19 protein-coding genes are annotated in these 26,260 nt (G+C 42.5%); 5 read left to right on the forward strand and 14 right to left on the reverse strand.

Annotated elements, in window-relative coordinates; all coding sequences use genetic code 11:
- Positions 1 to 6: 6 nt before the first annotated feature.
- Both AC57BQ_RS12115 and AC57BQ_RS12120 read right to left on the reverse strand, forming a co-directional pair.
- A complete protein-coding gene (locus AC57BQ_RS12115; RefSeq protein WP_496406532.1) occupies positions 7 to 861 on the reverse strand; it encodes a hypothetical protein in 855 nt (284 codons plus the stop codon).
- Between the two features lie 123 nt (positions 862 to 984).
- On the reverse strand, positions 985 to 2,346 hold the full coding sequence (locus AC57BQ_RS12120) for a pyridoxal-phosphate dependent enzyme (RefSeq protein WP_496406533.1): 1,362 nt from the start codon (positions 2,344 to 2,346) through the stop codon (positions 985 to 987).
- A 279-nt stretch (positions 2,347 to 2,625) separates the two neighbouring features.
- Here AC57BQ_RS12120 and AC57BQ_RS12125 point away from each other — a divergent pair, with 279 nt between their 5' ends.
- Positions 2,626 to 8,475, forward strand: a complete 5,850-nt coding sequence (locus tag AC57BQ_RS12125) for a carboxypeptidase-like regulatory domain-containing protein (RefSeq protein ID WP_496406534.1) — start codon at positions 2,626 to 2,628, stop codon at positions 8,473 to 8,475.
- A gap of 96 nt (positions 8,476 to 8,571) precedes the next feature.
- Here AC57BQ_RS12125 and AC57BQ_RS12130 read toward each other — a convergent pair whose 3' ends face one another.
- The 8 genes from AC57BQ_RS12130 to AC57BQ_RS12165 all read right to left on the reverse strand — a co-directional run bounded on the left by AC57BQ_RS12130 (position 8,572) and on the right by AC57BQ_RS12165 (position 17,166).
- The gene (locus tag AC57BQ_RS12130) at positions 8,572 to 9,426 is read right to left on the reverse strand and encodes an AMP nucleosidase (RefSeq protein WP_496406535.1); all 855 of its coding nucleotides are present in this window, start codon (positions 9,424 to 9,426) and stop codon (positions 8,572 to 8,574) included.
- Positions 9,427 to 9,606: 180 nt separating this feature from the next.
- Positions 9,607 to 10,845 (reverse strand): ATP-dependent Clp protease ATP-binding subunit ClpX, encoded by a 1,239-nt coding sequence (gene clpX / locus AC57BQ_RS12135; protein ID WP_090468698.1) that lies wholly within the window; start codon positions 10,843 to 10,845, stop codon positions 9,607 to 9,609.
- A 168-nt stretch (positions 10,846 to 11,013) separates the two neighbouring features.
- Positions 11,014 to 11,742, reverse strand: a complete 729-nt coding sequence (locus AC57BQ_RS12140) for an ATP-dependent Clp protease proteolytic subunit (RefSeq protein WP_090469314.1) — start codon at positions 11,740 to 11,742, stop codon at positions 11,014 to 11,016.
- Between the two features lie 298 nt (positions 11,743 to 12,040).
- Positions 12,041 to 13,399: a trigger factor gene (tig, locus tag AC57BQ_RS12145; RefSeq protein WP_496406536.1), complete on the reverse strand. Its 1,359-nt coding sequence runs from the start codon at positions 13,397 to 13,399 to the stop codon at positions 12,041 to 12,043.
- A 102-nt stretch (positions 13,400 to 13,501) separates the two neighbouring features.
- On the reverse strand, positions 13,502 to 14,491 hold the full coding sequence (locus AC57BQ_RS12150) for a c-type cytochrome (protein ID WP_496406537.1): 990 nt from the start codon (positions 14,489 to 14,491) through the stop codon (positions 13,502 to 13,504).
- 386 nt (positions 14,492 to 14,877) lie between these two features.
- Entirely contained in the window at positions 14,878 to 15,597 is a 720-nt protein-coding gene (locus AC57BQ_RS12155) for a head GIN domain-containing protein (RefSeq protein ID WP_496406538.1), read from the reverse strand.
- Positions 15,598 to 15,773: 176 nt separating this feature from the next.
- A complete protein-coding gene (locus AC57BQ_RS12160; RefSeq protein ID WP_090468704.1) occupies positions 15,774 to 16,388 on the reverse strand; it encodes a GIN domain-containing protein in 615 nt (204 codons plus the stop codon).
- A gap of 481 nt (positions 16,389 to 16,869) precedes the next feature.
- Complete coding sequence (locus tag AC57BQ_RS12165) at positions 16,870 to 17,166, reverse strand: hypothetical protein (protein ID WP_496406539.1); 297 nt, start codon at positions 17,164 to 17,166, stop codon at positions 16,870 to 16,872.
- 99 nt (positions 17,167 to 17,265) lie between these two features.
- Here AC57BQ_RS12165 and AC57BQ_RS12170 point away from each other — a divergent pair, with 99 nt between their 5' ends.
- Positions 17,266 to 18,099 (forward strand): AraC family transcriptional regulator, encoded by an 834-nt coding sequence (locus AC57BQ_RS12170; protein ID WP_090468708.1) that lies wholly within the window; start codon positions 17,266 to 17,268, stop codon positions 18,097 to 18,099.
- A 19-nt stretch (positions 18,100 to 18,118) separates the two neighbouring features.
- On the forward strand, positions 18,119 to 18,658 hold the full coding sequence (locus AC57BQ_RS12175; RefSeq protein WP_496406540.1) for a shikimate kinase: 540 nt from the start codon (positions 18,119 to 18,121) through the stop codon (positions 18,656 to 18,658).
- 572 nt (positions 18,659 to 19,230) lie between these two features.
- On the opposite strand, the gene AC57BQ_RS12180 is transcribed toward AC57BQ_RS12175, so the two are convergent.
- Complete coding sequence (locus tag AC57BQ_RS12180) at positions 19,231 to 20,214, reverse strand: phytanoyl-CoA dioxygenase family protein (protein WP_496406541.1); 984 nt, start codon at positions 20,212 to 20,214, stop codon at positions 19,231 to 19,233.
- A 127-nt stretch (positions 20,215 to 20,341) separates the two neighbouring features.
- On the opposite strand from AC57BQ_RS12180, the gene AC57BQ_RS12185 reads away from it, so the two are divergent.
- Complete coding sequence (locus AC57BQ_RS12185; RefSeq protein ID WP_496406542.1) at positions 20,342 to 21,202, forward strand: helix-turn-helix domain-containing protein; 861 nt, start codon at positions 20,342 to 20,344, stop codon at positions 21,200 to 21,202.
- A gap of 67 nt (positions 21,203 to 21,269) precedes the next feature.
- Complete coding sequence (locus AC57BQ_RS12190; protein WP_496406543.1) at positions 21,270 to 21,944, forward strand: SGNH/GDSL hydrolase family protein; 675 nt, start codon at positions 21,270 to 21,272, stop codon at positions 21,942 to 21,944.
- A 66-nt stretch (positions 21,945 to 22,010) separates the two neighbouring features.
- Here the strand turns inward: AC57BQ_RS12190 and AC57BQ_RS12195 are convergent, their stop codons facing one another.
- The 3 genes from AC57BQ_RS12195 to AC57BQ_RS12205 form a co-directional block, all read right to left on the reverse strand.
- Positions 22,011 to 22,613, reverse strand: coding sequence for a GIN domain-containing protein (locus AC57BQ_RS12195; RefSeq protein ID WP_496406544.1), 603 nt, complete (start codon positions 22,611 to 22,613; stop codon positions 22,011 to 22,013).
- Between the two features lie 269 nt (positions 22,614 to 22,882).
- A complete protein-coding gene (locus AC57BQ_RS12200; protein ID WP_496406545.1) occupies positions 22,883 to 24,778 on the reverse strand; it encodes a RecQ family ATP-dependent DNA helicase in 1,896 nt (631 codons plus the stop codon).
- A gap of 130 nt (positions 24,779 to 24,908) precedes the next feature.
- A complete protein-coding gene (locus tag AC57BQ_RS12205) occupies positions 24,909 to 26,195 on the reverse strand; it encodes a citrate synthase (protein WP_090468716.1) in 1,287 nt (428 codons plus the stop codon).
- Positions 26,196 to 26,260 lie beyond the last annotated feature (65 nt).

Consider the following 26,260-nt stretch of genomic DNA (forward strand, 5'->3'; position numbering starts at 1 on the left):
AAATTCTTATTTCTCTGCAATCAATGAATATTTCTCCTTTGTACTTGCAGTCATAACTCCCGATGAATTGTAAGAAAGTAAACCGTCATAAGCTACCCATCTGCCTTTATCAACAGAAAACTTAGCTATGCCCTGGTAACTCATACTCATCACGGTTTTTACAGGTGTCTGTGCTCCCATTGGTGACGGAATGGTAAAATCACCTTTAATATATTCGTCAATATCGTATTTCAGGGTAAAAATTTGTTCCCCGTTTATAGTTTCTACTTTCACGGCTGTTACCATGTTTTTTCTATATGAACTGTCACATTTAAAATTTTGGTCGGCTGTAAGCAGGTTAACACTCAGTGGCCATGAATCGCCCTGTTTAATACTTTTCCCTGGCAATTCAAATAACAACGCTATAATATTCTTTTGCTCACCTTTGAGGTAAAAGCTTTCTATAGTTCCATCTTCATGTATTGCGCCACGCAACTGTACCCCTGCCGACATTTGTTTGAACATTTTTTCTACTTCGCTTAAAGTAGAATTTGCGGTATCCTGCTTATCATCATTTTTAGTTATTAGCTCAATATCAATGATTCCTTTACGTTTTTCGGCGAGTGTGGTAACTATACTACCGGGTTGTAAGGTTGCGTTAATCTTTTTAAGCATTTTCTGCGCGTCATCCCAATTCACAGCGTCGCCCGCCCCCATAGCTTTTGTAAGCCCGCTCATGTCAAACTTTTTATCAGCCGTATCCACGCCAACCATGATGGTTTTATAAGTAATTACTTCGTTAGGATCTAACTTCCACTTAAGAAATACAGTTCTATTATTTTGCGAAAATACTGATGTAGTGACCGTTATCATAACAGCCATGAAAAGAAATTTTATTTTGTGCATCGGTTAGTTTGTGCCTAAATATATAGATAAATAAATCACAAAAAAACAAAAGGTGCCATGCATAAGCACAACACCTTTTATCTTTTTGTCTTTTATCTCTTAAGCCGATATCGCGTTGATGATATCGTATTGGGTAATGATCTCAATTTTACCCTGGCCGTCTTCAACCAGCACGGCGATGTTGTCCTTATTGATCATAGCTGAGATCCTGTCGATAGAAGTATTCAGATCAACAAAAGGGAACGGCGTTGTAGTGATATTTTTGATCGGCTGAGATTTGATGGACGGGTTTTCGAGCAATGAATTCAGAATATCACTTTCGGTGATCTTGCCGATCACCATACCTTTTTGTGTAACCGGGATCTGTGATATATTGAGTGATTTGATGGTATTGATAGCCTCCAGCACACTTTTTTCGCAGTCGATAGTGATAATTTCCTGTACATCTTTTTTGCTGATGATATCAGCAGCGGTTAGTTTGCCATCCTTTAAAAATCCGCGGTCGCGAAGCCAATCGTCATTATACATTTTGCCCAGGTAACGTGTACCATGATCCGGGAAGATGATCACCACTACATCGCCTTCTTTAAATTTGTCTTTCATTTGTATAGCACCTGCCACAGCCGATCCGGTAGAGTTACCGGCAAAGATGCCTTCCTTACGGGCAATTTCGCGGGTCATGAGGGCGGCGTCTTTGTCGGTTACCTTTTCAAAATGATCAATCAGGCTAAAGTCGACGTTCTGCGGTAAAAAGTCTTCACCAATACCTTCGGTAATGTATGGATAGATCTCATTCTTATCCATAATACCGGTTTCTTTATACTTCTTAAATACAGAGCCATAAGTATCAATCCCCAACACCTGGATGTTTGGGTTCTTTTCTTTCAGGTAACGCGCCGTGCCCGATATGGTACCGCCCGTACCTACCCCTACTACCAGGTGCGTGATCTTGCCCTCGGTTTGCTCCCATATCTCCGGACCGGTTTGCTCATAATGCGCCTGGGAATTACTCAGGTTGTCATACTGATTTGGTTTCCATGAATTAGGCACTTCGCGCTCTAAACGAGAAGATACAGAGTAATATGAACGCGGATCTTCGGGTTCTACGTTGGTGGGGCAAACAATTACTTCGGCGCCAAAAGCGCGCAGGGCGTCAAACTTTTCTTTTGATTGTTTATCGGTACTGGTAAAAATACATTTATAGCCTTTTATTACCGCTGCTATAGCCAAACCCATCCCGGTATTGCCAGATGTACCTTCAATAATAGTACCGCCTGGTTTCAGTTTACCGCTTTTTTCGGCATCCTCTATCATTTTAAGAGCCATGCGATCTTTGATAGAGTTACCCGGATTGGTGGTTTCTATCTTAGCCAAAACCGTTGCCGGGATGTCTTTTGTTACCTTGTTTAACTTAACCAGCGGCGTGTGACCAATGGTTTCTAATATATTGTTATACCACATAATTTAAATATCTACTAACCCGGTATATTTAGCCGGATAACTCCCCAAAATTAGCTTTCTTAAATGATATTTCTTAAAAAAAGAAACAAGAGCCAAGAATCAAGATATAAGACCTTTGTTTCCAGGTAAAAAACGACAAGGGTAAAACTAAGATTTGTTACTCTTAATTCTTGACTCTTGTTTCCTGATTCTTTTTACCACAAATTATATATTTTTTTTATGGAATAGTTCACCAACCTGCATCCTTTAAGTATTACCCAAAAGCTTATATTTAAACCTATGGTATCTACAACCTACAACAACCTTTCCTTATCATTAAAATTAGCCATATTTATTTTAATACTGGTAGGCATTTGCGAAAGTCCAGCGTTTTCACAAAAGCTGCTGAGCCCAAGCCGGCAGAGCAGTTATTATACCTATATCTATAAATTATCGCCGACTGATGTGCTGAATTTTTATAAATACCCGGGTAAGGATCCTGATGAAAATATACTGCGCAATCCCCTTGATTCTTTTAAAACGGATAAATACTGGGAGAATAAATTACCAGCCGGTAACTACCTGAGGGTACATGCGTCAAAAAATAAACTCGTGTATGAGCTGATCGAAAACCGGTCGGCTTTTCTACAGTTGTTCAGGAATAATTACGATCTGCGCTTTATACTCACCGATAAGCAGGGTACTGTAATCAATAACGCTACGGTTCAGTTTGATCAAAAAACCATTCCTTTTAATACCCAAAGCGGCCTGTACTGGCTAAACGCTGCTAAAAAAGATACGATATTAAAAGCCGAGTTTGCCGGCGTTACCAATTACTACAAAATAAAACAGGAAAAACCTTATCGCTATAATAACCGGTATAATCATCAAAGCTGGTTCAAAAGGCTTTGGCTGTCGGTTAAAAACATATTTAGAAAACGCACTATCAATCAATGGCCGGGCAACAAGTACCAGGGCTTTATGGTATTTAACAAAGCGATGTACAAGCCCAATGATACCGTAAAGTTTAAAGCTTACATTTTAAATAAGGACTCAAAAAAACCCATCAATACCTCACACTTATTGGTGCGACTGAAAGAAGATTACAATGACGATGGTAAGATCATCGGCAAAGTGAACAGCTATCGTGCCGGTGGCTTTGAGTACAGTTTTGTACTGAGCGACAGTCTTGACCTCAGTCTGGATAATAACTACACCATCAGCCTAGAAGACCCGGATAAATACTTGCCCAAGCAAAAAGATGGGGATAAAGAGGACACCAAACACATAACTTACCTTACGGGTAATTTCAGATATGAGGAATACGAATTAAAGTCGCTCACTTTTAGCGCCCGTACCGATAAAAAAGAACATTGGCCGGGCAATCCGCTTGCCTTGTATTTAAAGGCGGTTGACGAAAATAACCTACCCTCGCCGGATGGACGGGTCACTATCACGTTAGTTACCAGCAACGCTAAAGAATTTAATACCTATCATGTATTTGTGCCCGACACCTTGTGGAAGCACCAGCAAGCCCTTGACCCGGTTGGCGAAACCAAAATACTCATCCCCGATTCTATTTTCCCCAAAGCTAATATTGATTACCGCATAGATGCGGAATTTTTAAACAGCAACAATGAAAGCCAATCGGCAGATGAATCAGTAAGTTTCAGGTATAAACGTTTCAATATAGCAGCCAGCTTAAGTGCCGATACCCTCATCAGCACGTACCAGGAACTCGGCAAGGATACTAAAGGCAAAGCTCTGATAGCCGCCCTGGATGCCAAGGACGATACCATTTCCAAACAAGAGGTTATCCTGCCCTCCAAGATCACCATCAACCCCAATGCAACAAGCTACAGCATCATCACGGATAGTACCAGTACCGAACTGGAATTAAAACAACAGCAAAGTGAGGTTTCTTTATCGGGTTACCGTACTGCCGATTCCCTATTTGTTAAGGTTGCCAATACCCGTAACCTACACTTTTGGTATAGCGTTTTTGCGGGCAACAAGCTCATCGATGCCGGGGAGTCCGTTCAGCTGTTTTACAAACGTGCTTATCAGGGGCAAAACAACGTTACCTTCCTCATCCATTATATCTGGGCTGGGCAAAGCCGTACCGATCAAAGTGTTATCCCGTATCAGGATAAGTTATTAACCATTAATGTAAAGCAGCCCGTATCAGTTTACCCCGGTCAACAGGTAAAAACAGATATTGTGGTTACCGACGTGGCTGGTAAGCCTGTGCCTAATACCGACCTTACCGCCTGGGCCATGACCAGCAAATTTCCCAATTACCAGGTGCCTTATGTGCCTTATCTGGGCAAGCTTTATCCCAACCGCAAATACAAAAATCCTTTTAATAATAAAGGCGTTGACGGCGATGGCTCTCTGAAACTGAACTGGAAACGATGGAGCCATGAAATGGGCCTGGATAGCATTACCTATTACCAGTTTACCCACCCAGCAAAAACCTACCGGGTTGAAGAGCCTACCAATGATACGCTGGCACAGGTAGCACCATTCATTGTAAAAGATGGAGATGTAGTCCCTGTGCATATCTTGTACATTGATAACCGGCCGGTATATTTTGATCAGGCACAACAATTACAGCGTTACAGTTTCCAGGTAAGCCCGGGGCTGCACTCGTTCCAGTTCAGGACAAGCAAACAGGTTATTAGTGTGGATAGTATACTGGTTAAAAAATCCAGAAAACTCATCCTGAGCATCAATGCCGATAATGCCAAAACTATTAAAGTTACCGATACCCTAACTGCTTACGAGGCCGATCTGCTCAATAAGTATATGGTTACGATGGTGAACAATTTTGAATCGCGGATGGCTACCCTGGAGCAGCAGGACAAGATCATGCTGCTTAACCCAAACCCGGGCTATCATAATGATATACTGACCGGCCCGCTGACCAATAATTACGCGCAGCTATCCGTTCGGGGCGAAAAACCGCGCTATTTTATGGCCGAACCCGGGTATAGCTTCCTGTTTGAGCCCGGTTTGATCAAACAAAAAAGTATTCCTTATAAATACCCCTTTAACAAAAAGCTGTCTGTCACCAATGGGACGGATGATTATACGCAATTGGTACTCACCAAAGCCCAGACAGATAGCCTGTGGCAGCAATACCTGGATCTGCGCGCCAATACACAAAGGCTATTCCGTAACGACGATAATAAAAGTACGCGTACTGGTCACCTGGTTATGGATATCAATCAGCCAAAAGGGAAAAAACTATTGATCAAAAATGTGATCATGTACAAGTATGATGATCTGGAATTTATCAGGATATACCCCGGCAACACCACCGACCTGTATGGCATCGAAGCGGGGAATTATCGTTTGTTGTTCCTGTTAAAGGGCGATGTATATGACCTAAAAGAAAATATCAGCATTAAACCTTATGGTACTAATTTTTATAAGTTGCACATCTTACCTACTCATCCAAAAGATTCGGTAAGCATCCGCATCAGCAATATCATCAACAACCGCAATAGCCAATACGATTATAAAGACAAGGATATTGAAAACGATGCCTTAAAGATCAAGGAAGCCTTTAATGAAAAATACCTGGACATGAGCGATTTTACCGGCCAGATGGGCGGCGTTGTTACTGACAATAGCGACAAGAAGCCAATGCCTGGCGTAACGGTGAAAGTAAAGGGCACCAGTAATGGAACTGTAACAGATATTTACGGCCGGTTTAAACTCAACGTCCCCTCGCACGGTAAACTGATCATCAGCTTTATTGGCTATGAAACCAAGGAGATCACGATAGAACCTGGCAGCTATCAAAAAATAGCGCTAAAGGAATCAAATAAAGCTTTGCAGGAAGTTGTGGTGGTGGGTTATGGTTCACAAAAGAATAGGGAAATAACCGGCTCCATTTCAACAGTATTGAATGGCCAGGTTGCCGGTGTATCCATATCCGGCCGACCAGGAGGGGCATATGATACTATTAGTATCCGCGGCCTGTCATCGGTACCGGGCAAAGCACCATTGTATGTGATAGATGGCGAAATAGTGACAAACATGAACGGAATAGATCCGGCCAGCATTGGTGAGATCAGCGTATTAAAAGATGCCGCCGCTACAGCCCTGTATGGCTCAAGGGCCGCTAATGGAGTGGTGATCATCAACACCAAAAAGAAACCAGGTGAAGCGCAGGCTTCGGAAGCCACACAACCAGGCAGCGAGGCTACCCTGCGCAAAAACTTTTCGGATTATGCCTACTGGCAACCCAAACTTACTACCGACGCACAGGGCAAGGCCAGCTTCACCACCACCTACCCCGATGATATTACCAGCTGGCGTACGTTTATTATCGGCATCAATGGGCAGCTAACCGGTTTTAAAGAGGCACAGGTAAAATCGTTTAAACCCTTGAGCGCGAATTTTACTTCGCCGCAATTTGCAGTGGCTGGCGATGAGCTGAGCGTTATTGGCAAAGTACTAAACTATAATTCGCAAAGCGCGGATGTTAACCGCAGTTTTAGTTATAACGGCAAACTATTGAAACAAGAAAACATCAGCGTAAAAAACTCCAAAATAGATACCCTGAATATTATTGCCGACGCGATTGACAGCCTGAGTTTTGAATATACCATTAAACGCGACAATGGCTATTTTGATGGCGAACGCCGCAAGATACCAGTCATCAAACAAGGTGTAAAAGAAACCAAAGGATTATTCGAAGTATTGAACGGCGATACTACCGCCCGCTTAAAATTCGACCCAGCATTAGGCCCCATCACCTTCCACGCCGAGAACTCGGTATTGCCCGCCCTGATGGAAGAAACCCAAAAGCTGCGCGATTATAAATATTTATGTAACGAGCAGCTGGCATCCAAACTAAAAGGCCTGCTCTCTGAAAGGCGCATCAAAAAGTTCCTGGGCGAGGAATTTAAATATGGCAAAAACATTACCGAGGTGATCAAAAAGCTACAGGAAAACCGCAAAAGCACCGGCACCTGGGGCTGGTGGAAAGATACCGACGAAGAGCTTTGGATAAGTCTGCATGCTGTTGAAGCTTTGATAGACGCGCAAAAAGAAGGTTACACCATACAACTGGATAAACAAAAATTGACCGATTACCTGGTTTATCAACTGGAAAGCTACCGCGGGCAGGATAAGCTGGTTTGTCTGCAATTGTTGCATCAACTGAGCGCCAAAGTGGACTATAAAAAGTATTTCGATGTAATAGCCAAAGAGAACGCTTCCATCAAACTCAAAACCGATATCAGCGTATCCACTTACGATAAATTCAGACTGATGCTGTTGAAACAGGAAGCCGGTGTTCCGGTGAAGCCGGATAGTTTACTCTCCACACAACGCCACACCCTTTTTGGTAACACTTACTGGGGCGAGAATAGTTATAGATTCTTTGACAACTCCACCCAACTCAGTATCCTGGCTTATAAGATCATTAAGAACGATGGTAAACATCCTGACCTGCTGAACAAGATAAGAGGTTACTTTTTAGAACAGCGTGGGCATGGCGACTGGCGCAACACCTATGAAGCTGCCCTGATACTGGAAACCATATTGCCCGATCTGTTGGTGGAAGGCAAACCGTTGAAACCGGCTACCTTAACGCTCAAGGGCTCCAAGACCGAAACCATCAGCCAGTTCCCGTACACCGCTACCATTGCAGATAATGACATCAGCATAAGCAAAACCGGTACATTACCTGTTTATATTACCGGCTACCAGCAATTCTGGAATCCTAAACCCGAAAAGGTAAATAAGGATTTTACGGTAGATACCTGGTTTGAGAAAAATGGCGAAAAAACCGGCAAATTAAAAGGCGGCGAAGCCATTGAATTAAAAGCCGAAATAACAGTCAAAGGCGATGCAGATTTTGTGATGATCGAGATACCTATACCTGCCGGCTGCTCCTACAACAGCAAAGAGCAGTCATGGGATAACAACGAGGTTCACCGGGAGTATTTTAAAGAGAAGGTGAGTATATTTTGCCGCAAACTGAAACAGGGCAAATATACTTACACCATTAACCTCATGCCGAGGTTCGACGGCAGGTATAACCTTAACCCGGCCAAAGCCGAGATGATGTATTTCCCGGTATTTTATGGCCGCGAAGGGATGAAAAAGGTGGTGATAGGGTCACACCCATAGTTTGTCATTCTGAGCATAGCGAAGAATCTATTCTTCAACATATCTATTGTTGAATAGATGCTTCACTTCGTTCAGCATGACAACTTTAATGATTAATTAAAACTTCAAATGCTTAACCGTTAAGCCATTATTAATTAACTGTTTTAATGATTCGATACCGATACGCAGGTGTGTTTCTACAAATTGCTCCGTTACGGTCGAGTCGCTTTCAGCGGTTTTTACACCTTCCGGAATCATCGGCTGATCTGATACTAACAACAATGCCCCTGTAGGGATCTTATTAGCGAAACCGGTGGTAAAAATGGTAGCGGTTTCCATATCAACAGCCATGGCGCGCAGATCTTTCAGGTATTTTTTAAATACTTTATCATGCTCCCAAACACGGCGATTGGTGGTGTAACAGGTACCAGTCCAGTAATCGCGTGAAAAATCACGAATGGTGGTTGATATTGCTTTTTGCAAGGCAAATGACGGCAAAGCTGGTACTTCTGGTGGTAAGTAATCATTTGATGTACCTTCGCCACGGATGGCAGCTATCGGCAGTATCAGATCGCCTACAGCATTCTTCTTCTTAAGACCACCGCATTTACCCAAAAATATAACCGCTTTAGGGTGTATGGCTGTAAGCAAGTCCATCACAGTAGCCGCTACCGAACTACCCATACCAAAATTAATAATAGTGATACCATTGGCGGTAACGCTTTGCATTGGTTTTTCCAGCCCCATGATCGGCGCATTATCATTCCACTGCGAAAACAGCTGAATATACTTCGAAAAGTTAGTCAGTATGATATAATCGCCAAAAGCTTCCAACGGGCGACCGGTATAACGCGGCAACCAGTTAACCACAATAGCATCCTTGGTTTTCAACCCTGATTTTACGGCTGAGTGCACTTCTTTTACTACCTGTGCATCGGTAGGATCCTTTTTTACATTCAATTGTTCATTCATATTTTTTTAGTTTACAGTTTGCAGTTGCCAGTTTGCAGTAAGCAGTGACATTTGGAGAAGAATTATCGACTGCTAACTGCCAACCGATAACTGCAAACTAAAGTATACAACAAACCCCGGCGTTTCACCAGGGTCTGTAATTATTATAATAAAGATAGCTACTTAATTGATATCAAATTGTTACGCTACTTTTAATTTTTTCAGATCCGATTTTTCAAACTTCTCGTGGGCATAGTCTAAAGTAACCTGCAGGCGTTTCACATCTTTTTTAGATGGGAACTCAAACATAGCATCTATCATGATCGCTTCGCAGATAGAGCGCAGGCCCCTTGCGCCAAGCTTAAACTCCATGGCCTTATCAACTATAAACTCTAGCACTTCATTATCAAAATCAAGCTTTACACCTTCATATTCAAACAGTTTTTTGTACTGTTTCAATAAGGAGTTTTTAGGCTCAGTTAATATGTTGCGCAGGGCATCCCTGTCAAGCGGGTTCAAATAAGTAAGTACCGGCAGGCGGCCTATCAGCTCGGGTATCAACCCAAATGATTTCAGGTCCTGCGGGGTAATATATTTGTACAGGTTTTTCAGGTCAACCTCGCTATCGTCACGTTTCAGTTTGTAGCCAACCGTTTGCGTACGCAGACGGTTAGCTATTTTACGATCGATACCGTCAAATGCCCCGCCGCATATAAATAATATGTTGCTGGTATTTACGGTGATCATTTTTTGATCGGGGTGCTTGCGGCCTCCCTGTGGTGGTACGTTAACCATGGTACCTTCCAATATCTTTAATAAAGCCTGCTGTACACCTTCGCCGGATACGTCGCGGGTGATAGAGGCGTTATCGCTTTTACGGGCTATTTTATCAACCTCATCAATGTAAACAATACCTTTTTCGGCAAGGGTTACATCATAATCTGCCGATTGCAGCAAACGGGTCAATATGCTTTCCACATCCTCCCCTACATAACCCGCTTCGGTGAGTACGGTAGCATCACAGATACAAAACGGAACGTTTAATATCTTGGCCATGGTTTTTGCCAGTAAGGTTTTACCCGTACCGGTTTCGCCCACCATAATGATGTTTGATTTTTCGATCTCTACCTCGTCCTTATCAATACGCTGATTTAAGCGTTTGTAATGGTTATATACGGCAACAGAAAGTATCTTTTTGGCATCATCCTGACCGATGACATACTGATCAAGGTGACCTTTAATTTCGGCAGGTTTTAATAAAGAAGGTGCCGAAGGCGAAGCTTTTACCTTGCGAACCTTTAACTCCTCAGCCAATATTTCATTAGCCTGGTTAACGCATTTATCACAAATGTGAGCGTCGAGGCCTGCAATTAACATCAGGGAATCCTGTTTACCTGCACCGCAAAATGAACACCTGATTTCCTTACTGTTCTTATTCATCTGATTCGTTTGTTATCCAAAATTAACTAATTAGTGGCAGAAAAAAAAGTTTTGGGTCTGAAAGTCGAGATGAAAGCCGAAAGCCGTTAAAGTCTGTATGCAAAAGCAGCTCTTTGAAACTCCCTCACTTCCAGACTTTAACACCTTTCAAACTCGTCGACTAACGACTTATTTATTCGTTTTACCGCTACCTTTTAAAATCTCGTCGACCATACCAAATTCTTTGGCTTCTTCGGCGATCATCCAGTAATCACGATCCGAAGCGTCCCAAACTTTCTGGAATGGCGCACCACTATGATCGGCAATGATCTGGTACAGCTCTTTTTTCAGCTTGGTGATCTCATGGTAAGAGATCTCGATATCTGATTGCTGACCTTGAGCACCGCCTGATGGCTGGTGGATCATTACCCTGGCATGTGGCAATATAGCCCTTTTACCTTCGGTACCGGCACATAATAATACCGCTGCCATTGATGCTGCCATACCTGTACAAATGGTGGCTACATCGTTTGATATAAATTGCATGGTGTCATAGATACCTAAACCCGCGTAAACAGAGCCACCAGGTGAATTGATATAGATCTGAATATCGCGTTTGCTATCGGCCGACTGCAGGAACAGCAATTGAGCCTGGATAATGTTTGCAATATTTTCATAAATGGCATCGCCCAGGAAAATAATACGGTCCATCATCAAACGTGAAAACACGTCCATCTGGGCCACATTTAACTGACGTTCCTCGATGATATACGGGGTCATGCCGGTTGGGGTATAAATACCGGATGGCATTCTGCTTCTGTCAACAGCAGAAATATATTTATCTACATGCAGGCTGTTTAAACGGTGATGCTTAACAGCGTAATTTCTGAATTCGTTCTTATCGATGTTACTACTCATGGTTTTTGTTATGTTATTTTTTAGAATGCAAGTGTTACTTGCGATAAATATAGTTTTTAGTTGAATATAATTTTAAACAGATAGTATGTATTAAGTAAAATATTTTGGTGGTGAAGGCATCTTCTACACGTCATTGCGAGGCACGAAGCAATCTCTATACTGTACAGAGCAGCTATACAAATCCGATCTGCCTGTGTAGAGATTGCTTCGTACCTCGCAATGACGACTTTTTGCTTTTATACACCAAAAGCAACCTTGTGAGTTGCTTTTGGTGTTTTGTACAGAAGTAAAAATGAGCTTATTGCTGCTCTTTTACCAGCTCGCTGAAATCTGTATAAAGGATATCTTTTTTATCTAAAGTGATCACGCTTTTGATATGATCAAATACCTTAAGCGCTTTTACTTCTTCAAATATCTTGTTAGCATTCTCTTTGTTTTGAAGATATTGTACAGTGTACTGACCTAACTGCTCGTCAGGAATAGGCTGTGGGCTGTACATCCTGAACTGCTGATCTAAACGAACTTTTGCCAAAGCAAAAACCTCGTCATATTTGATCTCGATCTGGTTGTCCTTAATGATCTTGTTTTCGATCAGGGTCCATTTCAGGTTGGTTGCAAAATCGTTATAACCGCCTGCTAATTCCTCGTCGGTCAGTTTTTCGTTAGTGGCTTTTAACCAGCGTTTCAAAAACTCATCCGGCAGGTTAAAATCAACCTTGGCCACACTCGCTTTGTAAATATCGTCCTGTAATTTACGCTCTGAATCCTGAACCATCATGGTTTCAATTTCTTCAGTAATTTTAGCTGTAAATTCCGCTTCGGTAGTTACTGTACCTTCACCAAATAATTTGTCAAAGAACTCCTGGTTCAAATCGCTTTCTTCTAAACGGTTTACATTTTTAACCGTTAACTGAAATTTCGATTTTAACTCAGCCGCTTCGTCTTCTTCAATTTTTAATAAACCGGCAACCTTTGGCGCTTCGTTATCAAAAGCTTTCTGAATATCAAGCGTTACTACATCACCTTTTTTAAGGCCGATCAATGATTTTTTTATCTTTTCATCTTTGATCTGGTCTAATCTAACCGATGCGGTATTGCTTATGCCTCCCTCAAAAACAGAACCATCCGGAGAAAGCTGGGCCAAATCCGCGTAAAGCACGTCATCATCTGCCGATACGTCAGGATTTGTCATTTTGCCATAGCTACGGCGAATATTTTTGATACGTGAAGCCAGCGTTTCGTCATCAACTTTGATCACGTACTGGGTTACTTTATCTTTTGATGAGAAATCAATATTGAACTGTGGCGCTAAACCCAGCTCGTAGTTGAATTCAAAATTATCGTTAAAATCCCAGTTGTATTCTTTCTCGTCATCAACCTTTGGTAATGGCTGACCCAATACTTCCAGTTTTTGCTCGTCGATGTATTTATTTAAAGTGTCTGATAACAAGTTGTTGATCTCATCAACCAAAATACTTTTACCGTACATTTTTTTGATATGTGCCGCAGGCACCATTCCGGGACGAAAGCCTGGCAGTTTAGCCTTTTTAGCGTTTTCTTTTATGGCTTTGTCAACACGTGGCTGGTAATCCTCAGGGTTAATGTTGATCTTAACAACTGCATTCAGGGCATCTACTTTTTCCTGTGTAATATTCATCTTTTTACCGGGTATTTTTAATTTAATCGTTTGAAACGTAGCCGTAAAACCAATTCAGGCTATACAAATTTCGAGGCGCAAAAGTATGAATTTTATTTTAATTTAATCACGCAATTCTGCCGGGGTAAATTTATCTACTTTGTTTTTTACGGGCTTTATGGTTTTGATATAGGCATATATGGCCTCCAGGTCGGTAACCTTCATGGTACCGTATTTATACCAGGGCATAATGGTTTGAAACTCATTTGGTTTTATAGGGGTCTGTTGACGGGTGCTATCGGCATATTGTGTAAAACGACTTAAAAACTGCGCTTTTGTCCAGTTGCCTATACCTGTTTCTTTATCAGCCGTAATATTAGAGGATCGAATGGTACCACCGTTGGGCGATGTATATTCATGCCCGCCGGCAAATTCCAGCCCTTCAATGATCTTACCTTTGTTGGCCTGGCTGTGGCAATCTTTACAGGCTCCTATCCGCACCAGGTAAGCGCCGTACGCCAATGTATCATGCTGATCGGGCACCGTACCCAGCGTGGCCTTTGCCGGCATGGTATGCACCAGTATGTTTAATGGAAAATCGAGTTTACGCTCGGGATAGTCGGTCGTTTGCGGCTTAAGCGTGCGCAGGTAGGCAATAATGGAATAAACATCTTCCCGGCTCATTTTGGAGTACGACTCCCAGGGCATGATCGGGAATATAGCCGAGCCATCTTTTTTAACCCCGGTGGTAATAGCCCTGAACAGTTCGCCGTCGGTCCAGTTTTTTAAATGGTACGGGGTAATATTGGGCACGTAAACAGAACCCGGAAAACCCACATTGGCATCAAACTTTTCGCCGCCAGCTCCTAATGTTTCTTCTTTTACCGGCCCGGCCAATATGTTCCATTCGCGTTTGGAGTGGCAATCAACACAAGCTGTTATATGATTGGCCAGGTATTTACCGCGTTCAATACGCTGCGGGGTGGCTTCTACCTTAATATTTTCCGGATCGCCTACATTGGGCAAGGCCAGGGTAATATAGCTTATACCAGCTACAACAATTAAAACAATGGCTATTACAATATAGCCTGCAAACTTTAAGATCTTTTTCATGAATAGGTAATAGGGACGCGGCAAAACTAATCAACTTTTTAAACTTATGATTAACCTTCTACACCGTATTTTCACCGAAAAATCACGCGTAGATTTACGTTGTTTCGACTCACCCCGGCATCACTACATCTCCGATAACCACACACGTCATTGCGAGGTACGAAGCAATCTCTACATAGGCAGGGTAACTATTAAGGGTTTAAACTGTTCAATTTGCTCTGTATAGCATAGAGATTGCTTCGTACCTCGCAATGACGTTTTTTTTTAGTTCCCACTCCTTCGGAGAGGCTTATTACATGAGGGCTTCGCCGTTTAGGTGAGGCTCCACCCCCAACAAAAAAAGCAGAGACCTTCGCCCCTGCTTTTTACAAAATAGTAATACCTATTTAGTCAACTTTTTCGATGCTTGATGCGCCCGACTTATCGTTATTCACAGTAGAAGGAGAACCTTTATACCTGATCTCCGAAGCGCCAGAAGAGTGAACATTCAGTGTTTTTAATACGTTGATCTTGCAATGACTTGCGCCTGATGAATTAATAGTGTATTCGCCAACCACAAAATCAAAAGCGTTGATCTTGCCTACGCCGCTAAATTCCACCTGGTGGCTTGCCGCCTGCCCGGTTAAGTTCAGTTCGCTTACACCACTGCCATGGCTGTTTACATTGGCCGCGTTCAAATCCAGATTAACTTTGGTAGCGCCTGATAAATGAATGTTCAGATCGCCGGTGGTGATTTTACCTGTTGATGAAACCTCCACTGCTCCTGATGATTTAAGCTCTTCCAATTTACGGATACCAATATTTACTACCAGGCTATCATCAAGGCATATAGTTTTTGTGGTTTTGATGATCAGTTTACCGCCATTAACAGAGGTAGAAACATATTTGAGCAGGTTATCATCCCCCGTAACCGAAATGGAGAGGGAACTATCCTGTTTTAAATGAATTTTATACGCGCCTGATATATCGATCCTGCTAAAATCGGTGGCTTTGCGTTCCTCGGTAATTATTTTTCCCGAGCCATGTACACAAACGAGCTTACATGATGATATGATACTTAATGATGCACATGCGATGATGGCAATGACTAAACCTGTTTTTCTCATAATATAGATTTGTTTAAGATAATGAAGCTACCATACGCTATAGCTCAGGATAGTTTCATGGTATTTTTTCTTTTTTGACGCTATTTACCGGATTGAAGTTACATAAAAAATAAAAAAAGCTGCCACAAATTGTGGCAGCTTCTCAGAATATATGATGAACTTTTGCAAAAGTTGGATTAAAGACCGGCAAACTCGTTTGCTATTTCTTTTTGAGGTACACCGTTTAATTTATCGGTGAAGCTTTCGGCAGCAAAGTTGTTGTTATTTACACTGGTAGTGTTGCTGTGGTTTAAAGTATAAACAGTAGCGTTACCACTCAGGTCAATTTTAGCGTGATCATTTACGTTAACGTTGGCAGTATAAGCATCTACATTTAAGGTAGCGGTAGCGTTGTTGTGCAGGTTAACTTCCAGTTCAAGGGCTGATAATTTACCAAATGATTTTACCTGGGCGTTGTCATAAGCGCTGATAGCACGCAAATCATTAGCAGTTACCCAAACAACCAGTTTTTCTGCTTTGTATGAAGTGATACGCAATACGCCGTTTTCGCTTTGAACAAGGGCGCTTTCGCCATAATAGCGGTTGTAAACTTTTACCTGGTCGGCTGAGCCGTCAGAAACAAACAGCTCCACATTACCACGGATCTCGATCTTGCTGATCTTGCTTACTTCTTTTACTACAGTGGCAGTGTTGCTGGTAGTGTTATTATTATTGGTAGTTGCATAAGTTGTGCTGGCGATACCACCTACTAAAACTAACATAGTTGCGATGGTGAATAATTTTGTTTTCATGATATTAATATTTTGATTGTCAATTAATTATATTGTCTTTATTTTTTAAATACATCTATATGACGCCTCCATTTTTAAAACGTTACAGCAGTTTGGGGCCAAATAGATGTACGGCCCTATTTTGTCGGCGAACGGAGGATTTACATCGGTGAACGGCGAAAATATTTTTAGGAGGAAAAGAGGGAAATGACCGATTAAGGTATGGGATGAGAAGAATAAGGGGCTAAGCAGTCGCCAGGCTAAGCAAAAATAGCCCATTATGTCATTGCGAGGAGGAACGACGAAGCAATCTCATCAGATACAAATCTATCGTACATGCGAGGAGATTGCCACGCTTCGCTCGCAATGACATACTTCCTATCTAATCGCTATAAAAAACAGTCTGTCATCCTGAGCTCCGTCGAAGGATAGCGCGTAAAGACCCGCCCACCATGCTTCGACGGCGCTCAGCATGACAGCCATAAACAATATAAGTTTTTTCTCAATTAACCATCAAACTTACCGGCCGGTAATAAACCTCACTGCGGCCATTCACTGTTTTAACTACAAAACCATGCTCAATAAGCCATTGCAGCACCAGGTAAATACTGCTGGTGCTCACTTTAACACCATTAATGCGGATATGCCTTGAAAGGGTATCTACATCGGCATCATCTGCCAGCTTTAAAACGTGTGCTATGATATGCTTTTTTTTAACCGACAGGTTATATTGATGCAAATGACAATATTGTACAAATTCATCAGGAAGGGCTGTTGCCGTTAGGTTAAAGTGTGTCATAAAGTGATTCAATTGAAATACCGTGTTTTATTTCAAAGAAAAAAATATATACACGTACAATTGTTGTACATAGGGGCGATATAATTGTAAATTTACGACATGAAGAAAAAGCAATTTGCGCCCCTGGTAATTTGCGATGTGGAAGGGGCCGGCATCATCCAATCCCGGCATAGCCACACCTACTATGAAATCATCTATGTACAAAAAGGTACAGGCACACATATCCTTAATCAGAACCGTATCCCCTACAAGGCGGGCGACCTGTTTTTAATATGTCCTGAAGATGAACACTGTTTCGACTATAAAAAGTATACCTGTGTCACGCTGATCAAGTTTACCGATGAGTTTTTTAGTTCGCAAAATCAATCCATCCCGCATGTAGGTATCGTATTCAGTCCGCAGGACCTGATGAGGCACAAATTATTAAAGGAGATAAAACTCACTTTCGACGAGCCTTTTAAAACCATTTTAAAGAGCACCGTCGACAATATTAAAGCTTACAATGGGTCGACAGATATAGCTACCTGTCCCTATATTTTTTACCAGATCCTGTCGCTCTTTGGTTTAATAACACAGGCATTGGGGCGTATCGACGCGCAATTGGTTAACTGCCCCCCGGGTAAACAGGAGCTGATATCTTATATCCATCAGCATATTTACGAACCCGAAAACATCCAGATCAAAAACGTAGCCGCGCATTTTAATATCGCTACCAGCTATTTTAGCGCCTGGTTTAAAAGAAATTTTGATATCAGCTATCGTGATTACATCAACGGGTACCGTGTTAAATTGATTGAGATCCGTATCAGCAATAAAACCTCCACCCTCAGCCAGATAGCGGAGGAGTTTGGGTTTACCGATGTGAGCCACCTGTCCAACTATTTTAAAAAGAAAACCAACACCAACGCGAGTCATTACGGCAGAACAGCGTAATACTACTATTATATAAGGTATGAAAATACACATCATGGGCGCATCCTGTGCCGGCTCAACCACTTTGGGCACCGCCTTAGCCCAACAATTGAACTATCCACTGTTTGACAGCGACAAATATTTCTGGGAAGCAACCGAGCAACCTTTTACCGTAAGGCGTGATCCGGAACTGCGAAACGCTATGATGATGCACGATGTTAACAGTAACCCCAATTGGATACTCACCGGATCGATGGTAAGTTGGGGGGCCGTATGGCTGAATATGTTTGACCTGGTAGTATTTCTGTACATTCCCCACCACATCCGGATGCAACGCCTGCATAACCGCGAACTGGAACGCTATGGTGATGCTATTTTTAACGATCCGGAACGCGCCGCCAATTACCAGGCATTTATTAAATGGGCAACAGGCTATGACGATAATACCACTAAAGGCCGTACCCTGCAGGTACATGAAAACTGGTTGAGCCAGGTAAGCTCCCCTATTTTAGAAATACGTGGCGATACTACCGTACAACAACGTGTGGATCTGGTTTTGGAGAAAATGAAGGAGTTGTAACGTAAAAACTGGGGATAGCGCGATTCCTTCCCTCGGGAAGGGCAGGAAGGGGTTTATACACTTTACCTGTTTATGTCGCCCGTATAAACCCCTCCCTGCAACTACACAACCTACCGCACCCCTCCCGTGGGGAGGGAACTGAAAAATATCATTACTAAATTTATGCAGAAGTCATCCTGAACTTGTTTCAGGATCCCTCAGGACATTTAACCAACATGTTGTACACCTTGCTTATGGGATGCCGAAACAAGTTCGGCATGACGTTGGCTATTCTCCTTAATTTTTCGTATATTTATATCAATAGCAGCCCGCTTGTCTTTTCAGGAGATAAGCGGGCTGTTTAGTTAAGGATAAAAGGGCTCCAAAATAGGCTATTTTTCATTTAGTTCATTGACAATCAATAATTTAATACTTTTTAAACTTATCAAAACCGTGTTAAAATTTGTTAAAAAGTGTTAAAATCGATGGTTTCGAAGCAATTTTCGATGGTTTTTGAGTGATTTTTGCCCCATTTTTAGTTAAAAAAGTGTTAAAATAAAGCTTTAAAAAGTTTTTGTGTTAAAAGAATGGCATCACCATTTATCCAAACCCAACAACTTTTTACCCAGGGGCGAAAGTTCCGCGACTGGATTTTTCTTCTCCCGTTCCAGCGGGTCGCCGGGGAAAGCGTAGCCTTGCATAGCCTCCCTGTTTTGCCAGCTGTTAATGCGCCATTGCCGCAGCTCCTCATGATGTTCCTGGGCGGGCATCATGGCCACATACTGGGCAATGCGTACTTTGTTACCACTGGTATTGGGCCTGATGCCATGCGGCTGTAAGCTATTGAATATGAGCAGATCGCCGGCTTCCAGTTTTACTTTAACAATATCTAAACCGGTAGTATCAGGTTTATAATGGTCGCGATCAGCGGGTTGGGTCAACTTCCAGGTATCATAGGTGCGATAAAGCTCTGGGATACATTGAAAACCACCCATGTTTTCGTCGGTTTGGTCGGCCAGGGCCAGTACACCCTGCACGTTCTGGGGCTTGGTTTCAGGATCATAATCCCAATGGATAAAACCCTTGTATTCAAAACCGGGCCGGAGCGGGAAATTCAGATTTGCCCGGTCGATATTGGCCCACAGTTTTTCGGTGCCCCAGATATCGGCAAAGGCCTGGTGCACCCGGGGATACTGGCGGTTATCCCACAAATACTGGTGGTTATAGATCTCTACCATACCAGTATTATTCAGTTCTTTCATTTGCATTTGGGCATTGGGTCTTTTATACCAGCTTTCTATATCGTTGGGGTCTTTGTCTTCATACTGCCATAGATAGTCGGCAGTCCGTTGGGCCATTTCTTTGGGTATAGCATTCTTCACAACCACGTAACCATTGTTGATCCAAAAGGCCCAGTCGGCTTCGCTCAGCACCCGTAAAGGTTCGCCATTGCTGCGGTCGTTCAGTTTTATCTGGCTCGATTTGGCCGCCGAAGGATTACCCGGGATATCTTTATGGGCCTCGTTAGGGTTCATTGTTGGGGTCATAGCGACCATTGTTTGATTTGTTGCTTCCATGATCTGTATTGGTTTAATAATTCAAAATTACAGGGATACAACAGGCAGTATATCCGTCACAATGATCAATATTTGCTCTACATTGATCTATTTAGTATATTTATAATAAAAAATAATACAATACAAGATGAACCAGATACAACTGGAGCGTGTAGAATTTGAACCAGGAAAATCATTCAAACTGTTTTCGCCCCGGTTACGCAACACTTTTCTATGGCATTATCACCCGGAGGTGGAGCTGGTGTATGTGGAGGCCGACGCGGGAATCCGCCATGTAGGCACCCATATTTCAGGCTACACACAAAGCGACCTCGTATTTATCGGGCCCAACCTCCCTCACCTCAACTTTGATTATCGCCTGCGCAGCGATTATCACCAGATAGTGGTGCAGTTACGAACCGATTTCATGGGCGATGCCATCAATTACGCGCCTGAATTTCAACTGGTTAATAAACTATTTAAAAACGCAGCATATGGCATTGCCTTTCATGGCGATACCCGGGCACTGGTGGCACAAAAACTAAAGGACTTCGGCAGTTTAAGCAATTTCGACCAGCTACTGGAGTTGATGAACATCTTTCGGATACTGGCTGATTCTAAGGAATATACCCTGCTCAATAATGACGAAAGCAGCAAGGATTTTATCCTGAAAGACAAGATCAGGATGGGCGCTATTTACGAATACATAGATGCCAGCTATGCTCAAAAACCCGACGTGAATATAGTAGCAGCAAAAGTAAACCTCACCACACCGGCCTTTTGCAGGTATTTTAAACGGCAAACCAATATCACCTTTACCGAGTTTGTGAACCAATACCGTATTGAACGCGCTAAAAATTTACTGATGCAGGATAAAAACATCACCGAAACTTGCTACGCTGTTGGCTTTGAAAGTTTGAGTTATTTTAATAAGCTGTTTAACAAGCTGGTAGGCCAAAATCCATCGGAGTTTAAAAAGAAATGGGTTGCTGATTCCAATCAGTTTTGATAAATATCTGAACCCATCATACCCTTGAAATGAAGAATCTATATCTTTAGCCCCATACTATAACACTATGAAAATAAACCTGTTAATCATTTCACTCACTTTACTTTCTGTCGTCTCTTCGGCTCAAACGCAGCTGGTCAAAAATCTGCAGGCAGGCAAACCACAAATCCTGGTTGTTTATGGTACCAGCTTAACCGCAGGCGCAGGCGGGCATGCCTGGGTAGATTCTGTAGCTACCGATCTGAACAACAAGTACCACAACAACTTAACCGTATATAACGCTGCCAAAAGCGCTATGTGGTCGACCTGGGGTGTGCAACATCTGGAAGACAGTGTGATCAGCAAAAAGCCCGACGCTGTTTTAATTGAATTTAGTATGAACGATGCTTTCCTGAACTACAAAACCAGCAGGGAGCTGGCCGAACTGAATCTGAACTATATGATCGATCGTATCAAACTGTTTAACCCAAATTGTGAGATCATCCTGCAAACCATGGACATAGCGCTCGACAAACATGCTACTGACAGGCCCGAGCTGAATACTTACTACGATCTTTACCGCGAGGTTGCCAAAAAACGAAAGCTTTTACTGATAGATCATTATCCGCATTGGAAAGCCATACTGGATAAAGGAAAAGAAGAATATTTGAAATATGTACCTGATGGTCTGCACCCAGATGCTGAGGGAGCCCGCAAAGTGATAGCGCCTTACGTAATACAAAAACTAACTGAAGGGAAATAATATAAAAAGACAAAGCCACCTGGCTTCAGGTGGCTTTGTTCGGTGATTAGCCTGCTGTGATGGTGATTATAAACCTGCATACTCATCAGCTTTAACTTTTACACCATTCAACACTTCGTTGGTGTGCTCTGCTATCAGGTTTGATCCATTTACGCTTGAGCCATAGCTGCGGTTTAAGCTATATTCATTAACAGTACCGCTTAAGTTGGCACAGGCTTTATCGTTCATAGTAACACGTGCACTGTAAGCATCTAATTTTAAAGTGGCTGATGCGTTGTTGTATAATTTCACATCCAGTTCAATGGCTGACAGGTTACCGAATGAGCTGATGTTAGCATTATCATAAGCAGTGATGCCTGAAAGTTCTTTGGCGGTAACCCAAACCACTAACTTTTCGGCTTTGTTATATGATGATATACGTAACACACCGTTCTTTGCTTGTACCAATGCGCTTTCGGCATAATAACGGTTGTAAACTTTTACTTCATCGGCCGGGCCGTTGGATACATATACCTGAACGTTACCATAAACTTCGATCTTATCGATCCTGGTGATGTCGGTTAAAACGATGCCTTTGTTGTTGTTTGTGTTAACAGTGGCTTGTGCTTGATTTCCAATTCCAAATACTATAGCTGCTACAGTAAAAAGGGTGATTGCTAAAGTTTTCATGATTTTAATATTTTGATTGTCAGTTGATTAATATTGTTATTTTAAATACACCAATATGACGATCTCACTAAAAAAACGTTACAGCAATATGGCCTGTAATAGTTGTACGCCGGGTTTTTGTCGGTAAATGAAAGAATGTTGTCGGTGAAAATGGTGAAGAAAAAGAGCCGATTTTGGAAGTCTATGGATTGATGAGGTAAATGCCGCCAGACCGAGGGCAAAACGAATCGCGCAAAACGCAAAACTCAGGACTTAAAACCTACTACTATTTAGGCCAGATAATACTTTTCGCCGTCGGTTTTTATTTTGCCGGCATCCAACAGCAGGCGGATGGTTTCCATTTTTTCTTTTTCGGTGCCAACATTGATGGTATTTACCAGTGTGCCGATATCCGGGGTGGATATGCCAAGCAGTTGCACAATTTCATGGGTGATATTGTCAAATATCTCGTCGGCATTTTTTTGGCGTTTCTCCTCCAGGCAAACGTCGCAAACGCCGCATTTACGGGCATTGGCTTCATCGAAATAGGCCAGCAACATTTGGCTGCGACATTTTTTGGCGGTCGCGTAAGCAAACACCGCTTCCATTTTCTGGCGATAGGTCTCCTTGCGTTCTTCTATGTACTTTTTGTTGATAAAGAGGCGGTCGGCCTGCTGGCGGGGCTTTAAATAAGTTACCTGGGGTTGATCTGTCTGCTGCAAATAGCTGATCAGCCCAAACTCCTGTAGCTGCATTAATCCATCTATCACCTGCTGAACGTTTAAGTTAGTGCGCCGCGACAGATCGTATTCTTTTAAGCGTACGTAATTTTCAAATGAACCGCCGTAGGAGCGCAGCAGGGTTTTAATAAAAGGATCCCACCCGGCATTCTGTATCTGGAAGTTATACAATACCTCATTTACCACCTCAAACCGGAAACGCGATGGTAAAAACACGCTTTCGTTGAAGGAGAGGTATTCGTCCTTTTCCAGAAATTTTAATGCGTTGAGCGTTTTAACGGCATCCAGCTTAAAGCGGCTGCAAAACTCGCCCAGGTCAAGGTCAAAACTCAGCCCCTCGCCTGCGCCATAGGCCAGCTGGTAGTAATTGGCCAAACAATGATACACATGTTTGATCTCCTCCACCGATGGAAAGTTCAGCACAAACATTTTTTCCTGCCTTAGTCTATCGGAATGTGTATATAGTAAAATAGCGTAGGCTTTTTGCTCATCGCGCCCGCCACGGCCACCTTCCTGGTAGTAGGCTTCCAGGCTTTCCGGCATATCCTTATGGATCACAAAACGTACGTCGGGTTTATCAATGCCCATTCCAAAAGCGTTGGTGGCTACAATAATGCGGGTACGGTTATTTTTCCAGCTTTCCTGTTTCTCGGCCCGCTGATCCATGGCTAAGCCGGCATGATAGTAATCGGCTTTTATACCGTTCTCATTATAATATTTGGCAATATCTGCAGCATCCCGGCGACTGCGTACATAAACAATGCCGCTGCCTTTAACACCACGGGCAATATCCAGCATCTTTTGCAGCTTATTTTCAGCATTTTGCACTACATAGCTTATATTTCGGCGTTCGAAGCTCTGCTGGTAAATAACCGCGTCCTTGAACAATAATTTCTGCTGGATGTCGAGTTTCACTTCGGCCGTAGCAGTGGCTGTAAGGGCTAATACGGGCACTGTGGGGTGCAATTCCCGCAGATCGGCAATGTGCAGATATGGCGGTCGGAAATCATAGCCCCATTGCGATATACAATGCGCCTCGTCAATAGCTATCAGGTTTACTTTCATATACCGGATCCGCTCGCGCACCAGTTCAGACAACAAACGCTCGGGCGACAAGTACAGGAACTTAACCGAACCATAAATGCAATTATCCAGCGCCAGATCTATCTCCCGCAAACCCATGCCCGATACAATGGATACCGCGTTGATCCCTTTTGCTTTCAGATTCTCCACCTGGTCTTTCATCAGCGCTATCAGTGGCGATACTACGATACAGATCCCCTCTTTAGCCAAAGCAGGCACCTGGAAACAAACAGATTTACCGCCACCGGTAGGTAATAAAGCCAAAGTATCGCGACCTAATAAAACAGATTTGATGATCTCGGCCTGCATAGGCCGGAAACTATCGTGGTTCCAGTACTGTTTTAATATTTCCTCTATGGTCATTGGTTCATGGTTGATGGTTCATAGTTCATAGTCTACGGCTATTAAAAAAATAGCGATGACCAAATCATCGCTATTTTTTTAAGTATGAATATGCCATGAACCATCAACTATGATCCATGAACCAAAAAAACTATCTCTTTTTTACATCAACATATTCCCTGTCAGTATCGCCGGTATAGATCTGACGTGGGCGACCGATAGGTTCCTTGTTTTCTTTCATTTCTTTCCATTGCGCTATCCATCCCGGCAAACGGCCCAGGGCAAACAGTACGGTGAACATTTCGGTTGGGAAACCTAATGCACGGTAAATGATACCTGAGTAAAAATCAACGTTAGGGTATAATTTACGCTCTACAAAGTATGGATCTTTCAGAGCTACTTCTTCCAGCTTTTTCGCTATTTCCAGTACTTCGTCATTGATGCCTAACTTCTCTAATATATCATCGCAAGCCTTTTTGATGATCTTGGCACGTGGGTCGAAGTTTTTGTACACACGGTGACCAAATCCCATCAGGCGGAACGGATCATTTTTATCTTTTGCTTTGGCAATCCATTTATCGGTATCGCCGCCATCGTTCTTGATCTTCTCCAACATCTCGATAACCGCTTGGTTAGCACCACCATGCAGCGGGCCCCATAATGCAGATATACCAGCAGAAATTGAAGCGTACAGGTTAGCATCGGACGAACCTACAATGCGTACTGTTGAAGTTGAGCAGTTTTGCTCGTGATCGGCATGCAGTATCAGTAATTTATTCATTACATCAACTACAACCCTATCCACCTTATAATCTTCTGTACGTTCCGCAAACGTCATGTACAGGAAGTTGGTTACATAGTCGAATTTATTTTGAGGATATACAACCGGATGGCCTAATGATTTTTTGTAAATCCAGGATACTACCGTGCTCATTTTAGCCAGCAGTTTTATAATCTCCAGGTTAACTTCCTCGGTCGAAAGACCTTGCTTTAATGATTCAGGATTGAAAGCAGCCAAAGCGCCAATCAGCGATGAAAGCTGACCCATTGGATGAGATTTTGACGGAAAACCATCAAAAAACTTCTTCATATCCTCATGAACCAACGTATGGCGGCTTATTTGGTATTGAAAATCGGTAAGCTGTTGTTCACTTGGCAATTCGCCGTAAATAAGCAGATAAGCTACTTCGATGAAGCTAGCATTCTCGGCCAGTTGCTCAATCGGGTAACCACGATATTTTAATATGCCTTTTTCTCCATCTAAAAAAGTGATGGCACTTTTGGTAGCACCTGTATTTTTATAGCCGATATCCAGCGTTACGTAACCGCTTTGATCCCGGAGTTTTGAAATATCAATAGCTTTTTCACCTTCTGTACCCTCAATCACCGGGAGGTCAAATGTTTTATCACCAATCTTTAGTTGTGCTGTATCCGACATAGAATATAATTGTTGTAACAAATGTAATTAAATCTGTGTATTATAACCCTCCAGATCATTTACTG

The organism is Mucilaginibacter sp. BGA-UO-ETr-C110, from assembly GCF_059567985.1.

What these genes read in the sequence shown, in the direction of transcription:
- AC57BQ_RS12115 (WP_496406532.1), bottom strand. Translation starts at nt 861, where the DNA reads ATGGCTGTTATGATAACGGTCACTACATCAGTATTTTCGCAAAATAAT.
- AC57BQ_RS12120 (WP_496406533.1), bottom strand. Translation starts at nt 2,346, where the DNA reads ATGTGGTATAACAATATATTAGAAACCATTGGTCACACGCCGCTGGTT.
- AC57BQ_RS12125 (WP_496406534.1), top strand. Translation starts at nt 2,626, where the DNA reads ATGGTATCTACAACCTACAACAACCTTTCCTTATCATTAAAATTAGCC.
- AC57BQ_RS12130 (WP_496406535.1), bottom strand. Translation starts at nt 9,426, where the DNA reads ATGAATGAACAATTGAATGTAAAAAAGGATCCTACCGATGCACAGGTA.
- clpX (WP_090468698.1), bottom strand. Translation starts at nt 10,845, where the DNA reads ATGAATAAGAACAGTAAGGAAATCAGGTGTTCATTTTGCGGTGCAGGT.
- AC57BQ_RS12140 (WP_090469314.1), bottom strand. Translation starts at nt 11,742, where the DNA reads ATGAGTAGTAACATCGATAAGAACGAATTCAGAAATTACGCTGTTAAG.
- tig (WP_496406536.1), bottom strand. Translation starts at nt 13,399, where the DNA reads ATGAATATTACACAGGAAAAAGTAGATGCCCTGAATGCAGTTGTTAAG.
- AC57BQ_RS12150 (WP_496406537.1), bottom strand. Translation starts at nt 14,491, where the DNA reads ATGAAAAAGATCTTAAAGTTTGCAGGCTATATTGTAATAGCCATTGTT.
- AC57BQ_RS12155 (WP_496406538.1), bottom strand. Translation starts at nt 15,597, where the DNA reads ATGAGAAAAACAGGTTTAGTCATTGCCATCATCGCATGTGCATCATTA.
- AC57BQ_RS12160 (WP_090468704.1), bottom strand. Translation starts at nt 16,388, where the DNA reads ATGAAAACAAAATTATTCACCATCGCAACTATGTTAGTTTTAGTAGGT.
- AC57BQ_RS12165 (WP_496406539.1), bottom strand. Translation starts at nt 17,166, where the DNA reads ATGACACACTTTAACCTAACGGCAACAGCCCTTCCTGATGAATTTGTA.
- AC57BQ_RS12170 (WP_090468708.1), top strand. Translation starts at nt 17,266, where the DNA reads ATGAAGAAAAAGCAATTTGCGCCCCTGGTAATTTGCGATGTGGAAGGG.
- AC57BQ_RS12175 (WP_496406540.1), top strand. Translation starts at nt 18,119, where the DNA reads ATGAAAATACACATCATGGGCGCATCCTGTGCCGGCTCAACCACTTTG.
- AC57BQ_RS12180 (WP_496406541.1), bottom strand. Translation starts at nt 20,214, where the DNA reads ATGGAAGCAACAAATCAAACAATGGTCGCTATGACCCCAACAATGAAC.
- AC57BQ_RS12185 (WP_496406542.1), top strand. Translation starts at nt 20,342, where the DNA reads ATGAACCAGATACAACTGGAGCGTGTAGAATTTGAACCAGGAAAATCA.
- AC57BQ_RS12190 (WP_496406543.1), top strand. Translation starts at nt 21,270, where the DNA reads ATGAAAATAAACCTGTTAATCATTTCACTCACTTTACTTTCTGTCGTC.
- AC57BQ_RS12195 (WP_496406544.1), bottom strand. Translation starts at nt 22,613, where the DNA reads ATGAAAACTTTAGCAATCACCCTTTTTACTGTAGCAGCTATAGTATTT.
- AC57BQ_RS12200 (WP_496406545.1), bottom strand. Translation starts at nt 24,778, where the DNA reads ATGACCATAGAGGAAATATTAAAACAGTACTGGAACCACGATAGTTTC.
- AC57BQ_RS12205 (WP_090468716.1), bottom strand. Translation starts at nt 26,195, where the DNA reads ATGTCGGATACAGCACAACTAAAGATTGGTGATAAAACATTTGACCTC.